The organism is Nonomuraea aurantiaca (assembly GCF_020215705.1).
GTDB lineage: Bacteria > Actinomycetota > Actinomycetes > Streptosporangiales > Streptosporangiaceae > Nonomuraea > Nonomuraea aurantiaca.
In genome coordinates this window covers 1-15,174 of the sequence record NZ_JAIWNB010000023.1, presented here as the reverse complement: position 1 = coordinate 15,174, position 15,174 = coordinate 1, and the positions used below count along the sequence as shown (strand labels likewise).

12 protein-coding genes are annotated in these 15,174 nt (G+C 67.8%); 8 read left to right on the top strand and 4 right to left on the bottom strand.

The window, feature by feature from the left end:
* Nucleotides 1-91: 91 nt before the first annotated feature.
* Entirely contained in the window at nt 92-841 is a 750-nt protein-coding gene (locus tag LDL49_RS39895) for a GntR family transcriptional regulator (RefSeq protein ID WP_225299517.1), read from the bottom strand.
* Between the two features lie 430 nt (nt 842-1,271).
* Here LDL49_RS39895 and LDL49_RS39890 point away from each other — a divergent pair, with 430 nt between their 5' ends.
* The 8 genes from LDL49_RS39890 (at nt 1,272) to LDL49_RS39855 (ending at nt 9,897) form a co-directional block, all read left to right on the top strand.
* Nucleotides 1,272-2,624 carry an extracellular solute-binding protein gene (locus LDL49_RS39890; RefSeq protein WP_225299515.1) on the top strand — a complete coding sequence of 451 codons (1,353 nt, stop codon included), beginning with the start codon at nt 1,272-1,274 and terminating at the stop codon, nt 2,622-2,624.
* Between the two features lie 80 nt (nt 2,625-2,704).
* The gene (locus LDL49_RS39885; protein ID WP_225299513.1) at nt 2,705-3,571 is read left to right on the top strand and encodes a carbohydrate ABC transporter permease; all 867 of its coding nucleotides are present in this window, start codon (nt 2,705-2,707) and stop codon (nt 3,569-3,571) included.
* On the top strand, nt 3,571-4,482 hold the full coding sequence (locus LDL49_RS39880; protein WP_225299510.1) for a carbohydrate ABC transporter permease: 912 nt from the start codon (nt 3,571-3,573) through the stop codon (nt 4,480-4,482). Before LDL49_RS39885 ends, LDL49_RS39880 begins: the two co-directional genes overlap by 1 nt.
* Nucleotides 4,482-5,549, top strand: a complete 1,068-nt coding sequence (locus LDL49_RS39875; RefSeq protein ID WP_225299508.1) for an ABC transporter ATP-binding protein — start codon at nt 4,482-4,484, stop codon at nt 5,547-5,549. The genes LDL49_RS39880 and LDL49_RS39875 overlap by 1 nt, the downstream gene beginning before the upstream one ends.
* Nucleotides 5,550-5,557: 8 nt before the next feature.
* Complete coding sequence (locus LDL49_RS39870) at nt 5,558-6,625, top strand: ABC transporter ATP-binding protein (protein WP_225299506.1); 1,068 nt, start codon at nt 5,558-5,560, stop codon at nt 6,623-6,625.
* A 185-nt stretch (nt 6,626-6,810) separates the two neighbouring features.
* Nucleotides 6,811-8,271, top strand: a complete 1,461-nt coding sequence (locus LDL49_RS39865) for an NAD-dependent succinate-semialdehyde dehydrogenase (protein ID WP_225299504.1) — start codon at nt 6,811-6,813, stop codon at nt 8,269-8,271.
* Entirely contained in the window at nt 8,268-8,663 is a 396-nt protein-coding gene (locus LDL49_RS39860) for an Ldh family oxidoreductase (RefSeq protein WP_225299502.1), read from the top strand. The genes LDL49_RS39865 and LDL49_RS39860 overlap by 4 nt, the downstream gene beginning before the upstream one ends.
* A 1-nt stretch (nt 8,664) precedes the next feature.
* Entirely contained in the window at nt 8,665-9,897 is a 1,233-nt protein-coding gene (locus LDL49_RS39855) for an iron-containing alcohol dehydrogenase (protein ID WP_225299501.1), read from the top strand.
* A gap of 893 nt (nt 9,898-10,790) precedes the next feature.
* Here the strand turns inward: LDL49_RS39855 and LDL49_RS39850 are convergent.
* The 3 genes from LDL49_RS39850 to LDL49_RS39840 form a co-directional block, all read right to left on the bottom strand.
* Nucleotides 10,791-11,699, bottom strand: a complete 909-nt coding sequence (locus LDL49_RS39850) for a class I SAM-dependent methyltransferase (RefSeq protein ID WP_225299499.1) — start codon at nt 11,697-11,699, stop codon at nt 10,791-10,793.
* A gap of 918 nt (nt 11,700-12,617) precedes the next feature.
* A complete protein-coding gene (locus LDL49_RS39845; RefSeq protein WP_225299496.1) occupies nt 12,618-14,282 on the bottom strand; it encodes a serine/threonine-protein kinase in 1,665 nt (554 codons plus the stop codon).
* Between the two features lie 323 nt (nt 14,283-14,605).
* Complete coding sequence (locus LDL49_RS39840; protein WP_225299494.1) at nt 14,606-14,815, bottom strand: hypothetical protein; 210 nt, start codon at nt 14,813-14,815, stop codon at nt 14,606-14,608.
* Nucleotides 14,816-15,174: the final 359 nt, after the last annotated feature.

Below are 15,174 nucleotides of genomic sequence, written 5' to 3'. Positions count from 1 at the left end.
TGCTTCTCCTCGCATCTGAGGCGGGTGAGGTGGATCCAATCCGATCCGATCCGATCCGATTGCGTTAGCATTCCTCGACCCGGCCCGCCCGTCAAGCCTCCACTGCCATTCCGTCCGCGCCCTCGGCTTCGGCCTCGTCGAACAATCGTCGGAACCGCTCGCCGGACAGCAGGATGTGCCGACGCATGGCGTAGGCGGCGGCGTCGGAGTCACGCGCGGCGATCGCGCCCACGACTTCTTCGTGCTCGGCCATGGCCAAGTGAGTGACCTGGGTGTCGTGGAGAAGCCGGAACAGGTGCACGTGCGTGTGCAGGCGAGCGAGCGCTTCGCGGATGACCTGGTTCTCCGCGCTCAGGGCGACGAGATCGTGAAAAGCGGCGTCGCGCAGCCCGAAGGCGCCATAGGCCATGGGCCCATCGCCCCCCTCCAGCTCCGCCATCTCCTCCAGCAGTCGTCGCAGATCGGCCACCTGCTTCGAGGATGCGCGTTCTGCGGATCTGCGCGCCGCCGCCGGCTCGAGGAGCAGGCGGAGCTCAAGCATGTCCTCGAATCGGTGACGGGTGATTTGGGGGGGAATGCGATAGCCGGCATGGGGCACACGCACGACCAGGCCCTCGGCCTCCATGCGGTTCAGAGCGTCTCGGATCGGCGTCTGCGAGACCCCTAGCTCCCGCGCCAGGACGTCGATCGTGACGCGGGAGCCAGGCTCGATCCTTAGCGACATCAGCTGTCCGAGCAGCGTGTCGTACACCTCGTCGGCGAGCCGGCCGCGAGATCTTCCCGGCGGCATTCCGTCCGTCGTGGCCTCACGGCGCCGCGCGATCATCGCTTCGTCGTCCATCGTGACGTGAGGTCCTTTCTTGCGTTTTCGGGAACCTGTTGACATCGGTCGCAACGCTGAGGGATGTTGAGCTCCCACTCGGATCGTATAGGAAAGGTGGCGGATGCCAGCCATCCTTCACCCATCGCGGAACCGCCCGTCATCGCTCCGCTTCGGTTAGTTGGAGCTCCTATGAGCATGCTCGACGTCCTACTCGATTCGCCACTGGGCCGCACAGGGACCGAAGGACTTCTTGACTGCTTGAAGCCCCATTACGTCGCGGCGTACTAGTGACGCCGGTCTGCGGGTCAGCCCCTGCGACAGCCGGCAACACGTCTGAACAACCCAGCAACTGCTCGGCGAAGCACGCAGCAAGGCTCCAGAGGTCCCCACCCAGAAAGCAGGCAAGAAGATGCGGTATCCGAAGCGAATAGGACTGGCGGCGGCGGCCATGTTAGTGGCCACGACCATGGCGGCTTGCGGTCAGGACGACGGCGCGGCGAGTGCCCCCAAGGCACCGGCGACCATCCCGGAGCTCACCAAGGACCCGCTGACCCTCAGCTTCGTCTGGTTCGACTGGCCCCCCGCCCACGCGCTGGAAGCCTTCGCGAACGCGGAGTACACCAAGGAGCGGTCGAATGTGACCATCAAGGTCAACACCGTGCCGAACGCGAACTGGCACGACGCGATATTCACCCAGTTCGCAGCGCACAAGACCGACTTCGACATCCCGATCCTGGACTCGCAACACATCGGCGAGGCCGTGACGAACGGCAACATCCTCGACATCACCGACTTCGTCAAGAAGAACATCGACGTCAAGGCCTACAACCCGTACCTCCTGGCGGCCTACGGCCAGTTCCCCCAGGCGGAGACCGGGAAGCGCGACGAAAACGCCAGCCTGTACGGACTGCCGCTGCTCGGCGACACCTGGACGATGATCTACCGCAAGGACCTGATCGGCGACAAGCCACCGCAGACCTGGGACGAGATGATCTCAGTCGCCGAGAAGTGCCAGGCGGACCACCCCGGCGTCAGCGGGCTGGCTTTCCACCAGGCCAACGGCTCCGACGCCGCGGCCGTGACCTACAACACGGTCAACGGCATCTACGGCGGCAACCTCTGGGACTCCAAGACGCGCAAGGTCCAGGGCGTCCTCAACGACGCTGCCGGCCAGGAGGCGATGGACGTCCTGGTCAACAAGATGAAGCCGCTGACCGCCAAGGGCTCAGGCAACTGGTTCATCGACGAGGTGAACGCGGCGGTCGCCCAGGGCAAGGCATGCATCGCGTTCAACTGGATCGCCGCGAGCGGCGGCCTGCTCGACCCGAAGCAGTCGACGCTCGGCACCACGCGGGAGCAGATTCTCGACAAGCTGGGTTTTGCCCCCCTGCCGAGCCAAAAGACGAACCTGGTGCCTCTCGGCGGCATGGGGATGCACGTGTCGGCCTACTCCTCCACGACGAAGCAAGCGGAGGCCCTGAACTTCATGAAGTGGTTCGAGCAGGCTGACATCCAGAAGAAGTGGGCCGCTGCCGGCGGCGTGCCATCGCGTACGGACGCCCTGGAGTCGCCCGAGTTCCTCAATGCCCAGCCGTTCAACAAGGTGTACACCGACTCGGTTCCGCGGATGCGGGACATGTGGAACGTCCCCGAGTACGCGCGCCTCGTCGACATCGAGAACACCAACGTGAACGCGGCTCTCAACGGCGCGAAGAAGCCGAAGGACGCGCTCGACGACATCGCCAAGGAGCAGCAGGGCGTGCTCGACTCCAGCAGCCGCAAGGGCGGCGGCGGACTGTGAGTGACCCCGTCCCTCTGACGACCGACCACCCCGGGCAGGTGGCGTCTGCGACGCCGCCCGCACCGGGTCGGTCCCGCCACTTGAGCGACCGCCGGCTCACCGTGGCCTTCATCTCCCCCGCGTTGCTGCTATTGCTCGCAATGTCGGTGTTCCCGCTGCTGTGGGCGTTGTACCTGTCTTTCACCGACTACTCGGCCACCCGCGGGGGGCCCGCCCATTTCATCTGGTTCGAGAACTACACCGCCATCCTGACTTCGGCGCAGGTCCACCTGAGGACCTTGACGACGTTGATCTACGTGATCGGCGCGGTCACCCTGCAGACCGTGCTCGGTTTCACCATCGCCTACCTGATCTCACGGCGCACGCACGGGCGAGGACTGCTGACCACTCTGTTCCTGGTTCCGATGATGCTGTCGCCGGTCGTGGTCGGGCTGTTCTGGCGATTCATGCTCGACGCGCAGTTCGGCGTGATCAACAGCATGCTCAGCTCGCTCGGCCTGGGGCAGGTGGAGTGGCTCACCCGGCAGCGAACAGCATTGATTTCCCTGATCGTGGTCGACACCTGGCAATGGACGCCGTTCATCATGCTCATCGCACTCGCGGGCCTTACCGCGGTCCCCAAGTACTTGTACGAGGCCGCCTCGATCGACCGGGCGTCCGAGTGGTTCCGGTTCCGCACCATCACTCTTCCGCTGGTGTGGCCGCTGCTCCTCATCGCTGTGTTGTTCAGGGCCATCGAGGCCTTCCGGCTGTTCGACCTCGTCTACATCCTCACCAGCGGAGGTCCGGGGGTCTCCACCGAGACGTTGTCGTTCCACGTCTACAAGGTCGCGTTCCTGGGTTTCAACACCGGAACCGCGTCAGCGTACGGGATCCTCATGGTCCTCATCGTCATCGTCCTCACGCAGCTCTACATGCGCTACTTGAACAAGCTCAAGGAGGACTGATGGGCGTCTCTGTCGACGAGACCGTGTCCACAGGTCCTGTCCGGGATCACACGCCCCCCGCGCGCCGCCTTGGCGGCCGGGGCCGCTCCGTGCTGGAGGTCGCGCTACTGACCGCGCTGGCCGTTGTGATGCTCTTTCCGGTGCTGTGGATGATCGAGACGTCCATCAAGGAGAACCGGGACGTCTACGCCATCCCGGCCAAGTTCTTCGACTTCAAGGTCACTATGGACCATTTCAAGGACGTGTTCTTCGCCTCCGGCGGCGGTCGCTCGGCCTTGTCCGTCTCGTTCCTCAACTCCGTCGTGGTCGCCGGGGTCTCCACGGTGCTGGCCACCGTACTGGGGGTCCCGGCGGCCTGGGCCTACTCACGCTTCGCCGTGAAGGCCAAGAAGGACCAACTGTTCTTCATCCTGTCCACCCGCTTCATGCCGCCCGTGGTGGTCGTGATCCCGATCTTCCTCATGTACCGCCAAGTCGGACTCTTCGACACCAAGCTCGGCCTGATCCTCATCTACACAGCGTTCAACGTCCCGTTCACGATCTGGATGATGAAGGGGTTCGTCGACGAGGTGCCCGCGGAGTATGAGGATGCCGCCATGCTCGACGGCTACACCCGCTTGCAGGCGTTCTGGCGATTCACCCTTCCCCTGCTCGTGCCCGGCATCGCCGCGACGGCGGTCTTCGCACTCATCTTCTCGTGGAACGAGTTCGTGTTCGCCATCTTCCTCACCTCCAGCGACACCGTGCGGACGGCCCCGCCCGCCATCGCCGGCCTCATCGGTGGAACCACTGTGGACTGGGGTCTCGTGGCCGCCGCCTCAGTGGTGTTCGCCCTACCGGTGCTCGTCTTCGCCTACCTGGTGCGCAAGCACCTCGTCGCCGGTGTGACGCTCGGGGCGGTGCGACGCTGATGGCGGGCATCGAGGTGACCGCCCTGCACAAGCGCTACCCGGACGGGACGGTCGCAGTCGATCACGTGGATCTGTCCATTGGGGACGGCGAGCTGTTCGTGATGCTCGGCCCTTCGGGTTGCGGCAAGACGACCACGCTGCGGGCCATAGCCGGCCTGGAGAGGCAGACGACGGGCGACATCCGCATCGGCGACACGCTGGTCAACGACCTGCCGCCCGCCGAGCGCGACATCGCCATGGTGTTCCAGTTCTACGCTCTCTACCCGCATCTGAGAACCCGCGACAACCTGGCGTTCCCCCTGCGGGCCGAGGGACTGCCCAAGCCGGAGGTGCACGAGCGGGTCGAGGAGGCCGCCCGGCTGATGCGGCTTGGTCCGCTCCTGGACCGGCGACCGCACCGGCTGTCCGGCGGGGAGCAGCAGCGCGTCGCGCTTGCTCGCGCCCTGGTCCGACGACCGCGCGCATTCCTCATGGACGAACCTCTCACCAATCTGGACGCGGAGCTGAGGGCGGACATGCGCACGGAGATCAAGCACCTGCAGGGGGAGCTGGGGACGACGATGGTCTACGTCACCCACGACCAAGTCGAGGCGATGTCGCTCGGTCACAGAATCGCCATCCTCAACAAGGGCCGCGTCGAGCAGATCGGCACGCCGCTGGAGGTCTACGACCGTCCGGCGAGTCTTTTCTGCGCCGCGTTCATCGGCTCCCCGCCGATGAACCTGATCGAGGTGGAGGTGGCCGACGGGAAGCTGCGCAGTCAGAGCGGACTGGTCCTCACGCCACCGCCAAGCCTGCCGCGCGACCGTTGCCTGGTCGCAGGCGTCCGGCCGGAGGCGCTGGAAGTCACGGAACCAGGGGCGGAACGTTCGGTCCCGGCCCGCGTGGTCTCGGCGGAGTGGCTGGGCGACGAAATCATCTACGTGGTTGACCACGGCGGCCAGCGCGACGTACGGGTTCGGATGCCACCGACTGTCCGTTTCGCTGCTGACGCACCGGTCGGGCTGCGGCACACCGGCGGGCCCCCGCCGGTCTACGACGTGAGCACGGAAGAGCTGGTGGCCTGATGGGAACCGTGGCAGTGCACGGGCTGTGCAAGTCCTTCGGTAAAGTCCAGGCCCTGGACGGGGTGACGCTGGACGTGCCGGACGGCTCGTTCTTCGTCGTGCTCGGGCCCTCCGGGGCAGGCAAGACGACGACCCTGCGAGCGATCGCCGGCCTTGAGAAGCTTGACGCCGGGTCGGTGCATCTGGACGGGAGGGACGCGACCGGTGACGCCCCGGCCGCACGCGACCTGGCCATGGTCTTCCAGAGCTACGCCCTCTATCCGCGACACACGGCGTACGAAAACATCGCTTCGCCGCTGCGGGCACGCCGCTGTTCTTCGAGCGAGGTCGCCGCTGCCGTCGAGCAGATGTCGAGCCTGCTGCACATCGAACGTCTGCTGCAGCGTCGTCCCGCGCAGTTGTCGGGCGGTGAGATGCAGCGTGTCGCCCTGGCCCGGGCGCTGGTCCGTCGCCCGCGCGCGTTTCTCATGGACGAGCCGCTGACGAACCTCGACCTCAAGCTCCGCGTCGAGATGCGCACCGAGCTCACCCGCATCCACCGGAGCCTCGGGGGAACCTTCGTCTACGTGACCAACGACCAGGTCGAGGCCCTGTCCATGGCCGACCAGGTCGCGGTCCTCAAGGAGGGGAAGGTGCAACAGGTCGGAACGCCGACCGAGGTGTACGAGCGTCCAGCCAACCAGTGGGTCGCAGGCTTCGTCGGGAGCCCGCCGATCAGCCTGCTCGCCTGCCACGCCGAGGGAGATCGTCTGGTCGGGGCGGAAGGCTGGACGCTGCCGCGGCCCCGCTGGACCACGGCTGAGGACGGTCGTCCGCTGCTGCTGGGCCTGCGCGCAGAGGACCTGTCCGTCGAGCAGCGTGGGAACGCGTCGTTGTCGGGTGAGCTCTACGGCCTTGAGCCGCTCGGTGACCGAACGGTGGTCGACGTCCGAGTGGGGACGGAGATCCTCAAGGTCAAGGCACGACCCACCGTTACCGGTACGCCGGGCGAGCGGCTGCTTGTCACGGTCGACCTGGACCGTGTGCACCTGTTCGATGCGGGTACCGGGCTGGCGCTGTCCGAGGCGGGGAGGTAACCGCGCAGGGCGGCGGACGATCGGTGGCACGGGGCGTCGCCCTGCAGCCGAGGCCAAGGCCATGTTCGACCCGCTCGCTCGGCAACCTCGACCCGACAAGGTCGTGTGACCCGTTCGTCAACGCGCGTGGCGCGATCGCTGAGGTCACGCTGGACATCACCAAGAACATCACAGGAGGCGACGCCATGAGTGACCCGATGAACGTCCTGGCCCCCGAGCACCGGCGGCTCCGGATCGGCGACGCCTGGCGCGACGCCGCCGGCGGAGCCACCTTTGCCGTCGAGGACCCGGCCACCGGCAAGACCATCGCCGAGGTGGCGGACGCCGACGTCGTTGATGGGCTCGCCGCTCTGGACGTGGCGAGCAAGGCGATGGCGGAGTGGGCGGCGACCCCGCCGCGAAAACGGTCAGAGTTGTTGACCGCGACGTACCGGGCACTGATCGAGCGATCCGAGGAGGTCGCCCGGCTGATAACGCTCGAGATGGGCAAGCCGCTCGCCGAGGCACGGGGAGAGGTGGCCTACGGCGCCGAGTTCTTCCGTTGGTTCGCCGAGGAGGCGGTGCGCGTCGAGGGGCGCTACAACACCGCTCCCGCTGGTGGATATCGCATCCTCACCGTGCCGAAGCCGGTCGGGCCGTGCGTCTTCGTGACGCCCTGGAACTTTCCGTTGGCCATGGGTGCCCGCAAGATCGCTCCTGCGCTGGCGGCGGGCTGCACGACGATCACCAAGCCGGCCGCCCAGACGCCACTCACCATGCTGTTCCTGGCCCGCATCATGGAGGAGATCGGCGTTCCCCCGGGCGTCGTCAACGTCGTGACAACCAAGCGTGCCGGCGAGGTGGTCTCAGCACTGCTAGCCGACCGTCGGACCCGCAAGCTTTCGTTCACCGGGTCGACCGAGGTCGGGCGCGTGCTGCTACGACAGGCGGCGGACAACGTGCTGCGCACCTCCATGGAACTGGGCGGCAACGCGGCCTTGATCGTGTGTGCCGACGCGGACCTGGACGTCGCGCTCGACGGTGCCATGGTGGCCAAGATGCGCAACATCGGGGAGTCCTGCATCGCGGCCAACCGAATCTACGTCGAGGAGCCGGTGCGCGAGGAGTTCACGGCGCGCTTCGCCAAGCGGATGGGCGCGCTCTCGGTGGGCCATGGTCTCGACGACGGCGTGGACGTCGGGGCGTTGATCGACGAGGCCTCGGTCACCAAGATCGACGAGCTCGTCGCCGACGCGGTCAATCGCGGCGCCCGTGTCTTGGTAGGCGGCGAGCGACCGGATGGGCCGGGCCACTTCTACCCGCCTACGGTCCTCGTCGAGGTGCCCGAAGACGCGCGGATACTGGAGGCGGAAATCTTCGGCCCGGTGGCGCCGATCATCTCGTTCACGTCCGACGACGAGGTAATGGCGAAGGCCAACGACACCGAGCACGGCCTGGTCGGATACGTCTTCACCCGTGACCTCCAGCGGGCGCTCCGGTTCACCGAGGGGCTGGAGACGGGGATGGTCGGCATCAACCGTGGTCTGATCTCGGACCCGTCAGCTCCGTTCGGAGGCGTGAAGCAGTCCGGGATCGGCAAGGAGGGGTCGCACGAGGGCATCCTCGAGTACCTCGACGTCACCTACGCGGCGATCGACCTACCGTGACCGGCCTGCTGCTCCGGGTGCCCGCCGGGGATCACCGCGCCCTGTGCACACATGACCTGACCGGCCTCCACCCGTGGGGCTGGACCCGGGCCATGGTCGGCACGAATCCGCCGGCACCCGGGGACGCCGCCGACTCCGCCGGTGTGCGCGCCACAGACGCGGCCGCGGCGGTGGATGGGGCGATCAGCCCTTGCGGCGGTCCCAAAGGCTACGCCTCCGGGCTCATGATCGAGATGCTGGTCGCGACCTTGACTCCTACCGCCCTTGGCGACGCTGTCCGCGGGACCCTCGACCCGACCGACTTGCCCACCCAGGGCGACGCCGTCCCGGTCTCGCAGGTGACCCGGACGTCCGCCCAGCAAATCACCGCCGACGTTCCAGAGAGGCACTGACATGCTTGAGACCGTCCGCGGACCACGCCAGCTGATAGTAGGCGAAGGGGTCGCGCAGAACGTCCCACGAGTGGTGGCCGAGTGTGGCTCACGAGTCCTCATCGTGACCGACCGGGTTCTTCTGGGGCAGCCGGGCGTGGCCGAGATCGTGGCCGCCGTACGGGAGAAGGTCGAAGTCGTCGGGGTGTTCGCCGACGCGACTCCGGACGTGCCACTCACCGATGTCGCCCTGGCGGTCTCGGTCGCCGCCGAGGTGGACGCCGACGTAATCCTCGCCATCGGGGGTGGCACGGTGATCGACCTCGCCAAAATCGTCGGCGTCGTCCGGCGCCACGGTGGCACGCCGCGCGACTTCTACGGCGAGTCGAAGGTGCCGGGGCCGACGTTTCCTCTCGTCGCGCTCCCGACGACGTCAGGCACCGGCTCCGAGCTCACGCCCGTCTCGGTGTTGACCGACCCGGACCGCGAGCTGAAGGTGGGGGTCTCCAGCGTCCACATCGTGCCCGACTTCGCCATCGTCGACCCCGAGCTCACCTACACCTGCCCTGCGACCGTCACTGCCCACTCCGGCATCGACGCGTTTTGTCACGCGGTGGAGAGCTACACCGCGCGACCCCGGGCCCACGGACCGCGCGACCCGGTGGAGCAGGTCTTCCTCGGCCGCAACCCGATCACCGATCACTACGCGCTCCTGGCCGCTGAGCGGATCGCCCGCAGCTTGCCCCATGTCGTCAGGGACGGGGGCGACAAGGACGCGCGCGCGGACATGTCCTATGGGTCCATGCTGGCCGGGCTCGCATTTTCCCACGCAGGCAACGCGGCTCCGCACGCCCTCCAGTACCCCATCGGCGCAGCCACCCACACGCCGCACGGCCTGGGCGTCGGGCTGCTCCTGCCCTACGCGCTGGACGCGGCCAAGGATGCCATCGGCGACCGGTTGGCCATCCTCGCCGGGGTGTGCGGGCTCGACGTGACCGACGCCTCGGATGCCGAGGCCGCAGATACGTTCCTCACCTGGCTCGACGAGCTCCTTGCCGACATCGGCATCCCTACCACCTTGGCGGACATCGGCGTGGCACGCGCCGACCTCCCGCGCTTCGCGGAGATGGCCAGTGGCGTCACCCGCTTGATCCAGAACCATCCCGGCCCGACCGACACCGCCAGCCTGACCGCGATACTCGAAGCGGCCTGGATCGGGGACCGGACCCGACACGTCCTGACTCCGGAGCAGTGACAGTGACGGGCCTTTCACATGACGACGAGTTCCCTCCCCCACCCTGGGTATCGGAATCGTCGGCTACTGCGCCTGCCGAAAATCGCGTCCATGCACGTCAAGCAGGCTCTGCATCGCCTTCGACGCGACCACAAGTCATCCTGTCGAGCAGGCTCACATCACTTACCGACGACTGCTCGTTGGTTGCTCGTACACGTTCGATCTGCGTGAGGCCGGGGCCTCGTCATGGACACCTGGCCCATCACAGACGCGCCGAGATATAAGACAAATGGCGCACAATGGCGACGGCCAAGGACGTATGGTTGCTCGGTGGTTGCTCGCGTGTATGCGATGAAGCACGGCACGCATAGGCACAGGCCGACACGACACCAGGAAGAATCCCGGCCACAGCAATACAAAACAACACCCGGCGGCACTGAGCGGCACCAATCGAGCCGACTCATAATCCGTGGGTCGTGGGTTCAAGTCCCACCCGCCCTACTCTTCCATCCTAGGATCCACCTGCGGGTTCCTTGATCCCGCCGAATCCGCCCGCGATCGACATCAACGAGGTCGGATACTTCGGCTTCCTCAACCGGCTCGCTGCTGCGCATGCCCGACGAGGAGACTTCGAGGCGGCCCATGAACGCTACGACCTCGCTCCGGGGTAGGGCGTCTTCCCTCCGAGACCGTGAAGTCCGCAGCCGGATCACCCGTGCCTAGTTTCGCCGCCAGGCGGAGGGCGCGGTGTTGCAGGAGGACGGCCGGTCGGTTCGCCCCGGGCGTTTCAGCCCGGGGCCGGGTAGGACCGCCGCATCGCTGCGGCGGTCAGGCTCGGCATGCTGAAGCCATCGTGACGCCGGCCTGAGCCGTGTTCACCGGCCTGTGGCTGACCACGGCCCGGACGCCGCGGACTATCCCGGACGGCGTCCCCATGCCGAGATCAGCGGCGCGAGGGTGAGGTCGAGCTCGCCGGCATCGATGGCGGCCAGGTGCGCGTCGATCTCGGTGTCGTTGGCCAACCCAGCGGCGAGCAACTCGGCGCGGACCATGCGCACCGTCGCGGTCTCCAGCCGGTCGCAGGCTACCCCGCCGACCGGGAAGCAGCCGGCCGCCGCGACATCGGCCAGGCCGGCCGCACGCAACGTCCGCGGCAGCGTACGGCCGTAGCGCAGGTCGGCGCCGCGGCGGGTCATCAACTCCCGAACGGCGCGCCGCAGCCGGTTGGCGCGCTGCTGTGCCGGGCCAACCTCATCGAGGCAGGCCAGCGGCTGCAGCTCGGTATCGGCGTCCTCGACCAATAGCCAGCCACCGGGGCGCAGCGCCGCCACCATCGTCGCCAACGCCCGGGCACGGTCGGGCACATGGACGAGCACGAGCCGGGCGTGTACCAGGTCGAACGTGCCTGGCTGCGGCGGCGGGTCCCCGACGATGTCGTGCCGGAGCACCTTGTACCCGCCGTACGGGTCCAACCAGGCCGGATTGATGTCCGTGGCCAGCACGTAACCGGTGGGTCCGACGGCCGTGGCGAGTGCCTCGGGAATGCTGGGGCCTCCTGCACCGACTTCCCAGCAGCGCCAGCCCGCCTTCACTCCGAGCCGGTCGAAGTGCCCCCGTGTGACACCATCGAACAGCTCGGCCAGCCAGGTGAACCGCTCGCCCGCCTCCACCCGGGCGTTGTCGAGCAGGTAGCGGTGATCCGGGGCAGACCCAGGGGTGTGCGGCGATGGGGGGCAGGACCCCGCGCCGGCAATATTCACCGCCCCGCCTGCGGTCGTGTCCGGCTCGGACCCAGGGTCGGCGAGGGGTTGCGATGAACTCATGCCTACATCCTCACGATCTTCCGCGTGCTGTGTCAGCGCGACATGGAATGAAACCAGACGGCCTCCAGGACTGGAGGATCGGACCGGATTTTGGCGCCGCGCCACTACAAAACGAATGCGGTCGAAGTACGCCAAAAACGCGCCGCGTGGCGTAGGCCCCAGTTCTCCGTGTTGGTGTCGCCGGGCCGCTGGGTCGTGTTCGGCGGTGGTGCGGGCGGAGGTCTCCTCGCCGGGGCGGACGTAGCGGCCGAGGCCGGCCAGGTGTTGATGGCGGGACTCGGCCTGCAGCTCAGGTGCGGTGCGTCCGGCTTCGGCAAGATGTCGCAGCGCCCTGTGGCGGGGCTGGTGCGGCGTCCACCCTTGCCGGTGCGGGTCCAGGTGGACAGTGGCGGTCTTGGACAGGTGCTCGGCGCGGGGGGTGGGACAGGCGGCCGGTAACGGTGCAGATGTCGGCGGCCGGGGGCATCCAAGGTCCGGAGGTGGGGCGCGTGTCAGGCAAGTAAGGTGTCCGCGTACTTGCCTCACCAGTATTCAGGGGACTTCAGGCATGTCAGGTGTGCTGCCTCGCTACTACCGGCCTGAGCAGGCGACCTGCTCTACCGCTTCGTCTTGAAGGGCGCTCACCCGCTCGTCGGCGCCGCGCTGCGTGATCGCGGAACCTCCAGAATGTCGGTGCCGGGTGCTTGGGTGGGGGCATACGTTTTGGCATCGACGCGTGGGTGATCCACCGCAACTCCAGACATGACGTGCTGGCGGGCGCTGCCTGCAGTTGTGGCGGTAGAGGGGTGCCGCTGTCGACGCCCGCCCGGCGCGCGATGTCGTCCAGCGGCACGGCGGGGCCGCGCTCGATGACCAGGTCCCGCGCGGCCGGCAGGATCCGTTCCAGGTTGGGTGCCGGTGCCGTGGTGGCGGACGTGGTCAGACTATGCGGGCGCAGAGGGTGCGGCCTCGGACCTCCCAGTCGACCCTTCTGCCGCCCGGCGGGCAGGCACCGCTGGTGAACGCGGTGATACGGAGGACGAAGTCGTACTCCTCTGGAGCGGAGTCGGCCCTGCACGGCCACGACGTCATCAGATCCGCGTTGCTGATGGCGACCGAGTTCTTGTTCTCACCCTTGGTGGCCAGAAAACAGTCACCCACGCGGAACTGCCGCTGCACGCAGAGGGCGATCTCGTTCGCGGCCTCGTCGTAGCTCCACCACAGTTCCCCGTCCAGATCGGCGCCGTGCCTGAGGCACTCGGAGGAGTCGTCGACCACCTTGAGCACCTTCAGGTAGGCGTCGGAGCGGCCGCAGCCGACCGCGCGCGGCTTGCTCCTGCTCCACTCGCCGGACGGACGCTCGTAGGCGTCCAGGCAGTCGCCCGCCGAGATCTTCTCGAACGCCTTGCGGGTGGGATCGGATGTGGGGGTGGGGGTGGCACTGTCGGTGGCGCTCGCGGTCTCGGACGGCTGAGGCGCGGGTGTCGGGGAGGTCGGGGTCTGCTGGGGAGTGGCGATGACCTTGGAGGTGGCCGGTGCGTTTCCGTCGTTGCCGATGGCCTTGGAGGTGGCCGGTGCGTTTCCGTCGTTCCCGATGGCCCAGGCGGCGAAGGCGACCAGCAGGACGCCCACGACCGCGGCCACCGGGAGCTTCATTCGTCCGAGCGGTGGAAACCGCCGGCCGTTCCCCGGCGCGTCCTGCGGCGGGGGCGCCAGCACCTCGGTCTCCGCCACCCGCGTGGCGATCATCGTGCTGACGGGCTCCGGCAGCGGAGCGTCCTCACCCTCGGCGAGCGCGGAGCAACGTTCGAGGAACGCGTCGAGGCCGGGCCGGTCTTCCGGATCCTTCTCCAGGGCGGACGCGATCAGCGGGAGCAGCGGCTCCGGCACGCCGGTCAAGTCGGGTTCCTCGTTGACGACGCGATAGCCGAGGGCCTCGATCGGGCCCTCGCCGAAGGGCCGCCGGCCGGTGGCGGCGAAGGCCAGCACGGCAGCCAGGCAGAACACGTCACTGGCCGGCCCGACCTCGCGGCCCCGAAGCTGCTCGGGCGACATGAACCCGGGCGTGCCGACCACGCTGGTGCGGGTGGTCTGCGAGGTGGCGTCGAGCGCGCGTGCGATGCCGAAGTCGATGATGCGGGGCCCGTCCTGGGCGAGCAGCACGTTGCCGGGCTTGAGGTCCCGATGGACGACGCCCCGCTCGTGGATCGCCATCAGCCCTTCGGCCAGGCCCGCGCCGAGCCCTGCGACCGCCGCTGCGGAGAACGCGCCGTGCTCGCCGACGGCCTCCTGCAGCGACGGCCCCGCGATGTACTCGGTCACGAGCCAGGGCGGATCGGCGTCGGCGCGGGCGTCCACCACATGCACGGTGTGGATGCCCCCGACCCGCCGCACCGCGGCGACCTCCGCCTCGAACCGCCGCCGGAACTGCGCGTCCTCCGCCAGGTACGGGTGGATCACCTTGACCGCGACCGGCCGGCCGCCCTTCGAGCGGCCCAGGTAGACGCGACCCATCCCGCCCGCCCCCAGCCGCGCCAGCAGCCGGTACCCACCGACCTTCTTCGGGTCGCTAGCCTCAAGCGGCTTCAGTTTCTCGCTGGACACCCGCACGTCCTCCCACACCCACTGCTGATCTACAACGCACCCTTCCACAGGACGACGGGCCGGGGACACCCCGCTCAGGCCGGCTCGCAGGTGCCGTCGCGGTGTTCGTAGACGGGGTCTGAGAGGTGGTCTTCGATCCCCTTAAGTGATCTTGGATCGGGCTCGGAGCGAGGCGAAAAGACCTTGCCCGCCAGAGTTTGTCACGTTTCGTGATCAAGCGCATGCTATCTGTTGGGGGTCCGCATCCCCGCCGTTGTCCCGTACGTCTCATGCGAGGGGAAGCGGACCATGCCGACCATGATCGGGCACGTCACCCAGGAGCGCTACGACCGGATCGTCACCCGCGGCCGGAACTGGTCGAGCTCCAAACCCGTTCCCAATTCCAGCTCGGCGATCTGGCGCTGGAGCTCGAACCGATCCAGCCGCACGGCGGTGCGCACGCGAACCAGGGCGAGGCGCCGTTCGGCGTCTTGGAATCGCTGCGGCTGTTCGCCGGCGACCTGGCCGGCTCGGTAAAGACGTTGGAAGCCCACCGCTGGGCAACCTCCCGTTGGCCGGCTCAGCACCGCCAGGCAGGGGTCCGTACGACATTCACAAGACGCCGGCTTCCATCCGCGACGATGAGGAGCGGTGGGCGCCGCCATCACGCTCATGAGCCGGAGACTCACCCGCAGGAAGGCCGCCCGGGCCTGGACCAGACATCGGCCCGACTCGACCCAGGCGGCCTGCTCCGCACGTGGATTACCGACGGATCGAAGGTGCCTTCTTAGCGGACTCGGTCGTAGACCATGGCGATCTCGCCCAGTTCGCCGCTTTGCTGGTGGGTGAGCATCCACTTCGAAGCTGGCAGGCCATCGTCGAACAGTCGCTGCCCACCGCCGGCGATCTCGGG